The 1037-nt window shown below is 66.2% G+C and carries 1 protein-coding gene; it reads left to right on the forward strand.

The window, feature by feature from the left end:
* Positions 1-12: 12 nt before the first annotated feature.
* The coding region (locus H5T44_06395) for a hypothetical protein (GenBank protein ID MBC7081848.1) at positions 13-1037 on the forward strand (1025 nt) is incomplete at its 3' end.

Raw genomic sequence — 1037 nt, forward strand, 5'->3', positions numbered from 1 at the left:
ATCGGGACCCTCATGGCGGGACTTGACCGCAACACCATCGCCGACATCGCCAACGACCCCGCCACCATCGCCTTCCTCAACGACCTCCTGCCCCTGCTCGACGCCCAAGCCCTGGCGGACATGGTCAACGGCAACGGGGCATGGGTGGGAGACCTCGTCTCCGGCATCGAGGTGGGCACGGTGAACGACCTCCTGAGCGAGCTCTACGCGAGCGGCTGGATCGGGACCCTCATGGCGGGACTTGACCGCAACACCATCGCCGACATCGCCAACGACCCCGCCACGGTCGACTTCATCACCGACCTCCTGCCCCTGCTCGACGCCCAACCCCTCGCGGACATCGTGAACGGCAACGGCGCCTGGGTGGGAGACCTCGTCTCCGGCATAGAGGTGGGCACGGTGAACGACCTCCTGAGCGAGCTCTACGCGAGCGGCTGGATCGGGACCCTCATGGCGGGACTTGACCGCAACACCATCGCCTCCATCGCCAACGACCCCGCCACGGTGGACTTCATCTCCGACCTCTTGCCCCTGCTCGACGAGGCCCAGCTCGCCGCCATCGTCAACAACAACGCCGCCTGGATCGGGGACTTCACCTCCCAGATCACGCCCGGGACCATAAACGGCATCCTGGCCCAGCTCTATTCCAACGGCTGGATCGGGACCCTCATGGCGGGACTTGACCGCAACACCATCGCGAGCATCGCCAACGACCCCGCCACCATCGCCTTCCTCAACGACCTGCTGCCCCTGCTCGACGCCCAAGCCCTGGCGGACATGGTGAACGGCAACGGCGCCTGGGTGGGAGACCTCGTCTCCGGCATAGAGGTGGGCACGGTGAACGACCTCCTGAGCGAGCTCTACGCGAGCGGCTGGATCGGGACCCTCATGGCGGGACTTGACCGCAACACCATCGCCTCCATCGCCAACGACCCCGCCACGGTGGACTTCATCTCCGACCTCTTGCCCCTGCTCGACGAGGCCCAGCTCGCGGCCATCGTCTACAACAACGGGGCCTGGATCGGGGACTTCACCTC

Source organism: Thermoplasmatales archaeon, assembly GCA_014361195.1.
In the GTDB taxonomy this organism is placed as follows: Archaea; Thermoplasmatota; E2; order UBA202; family JdFR-43; genus JACIWB01.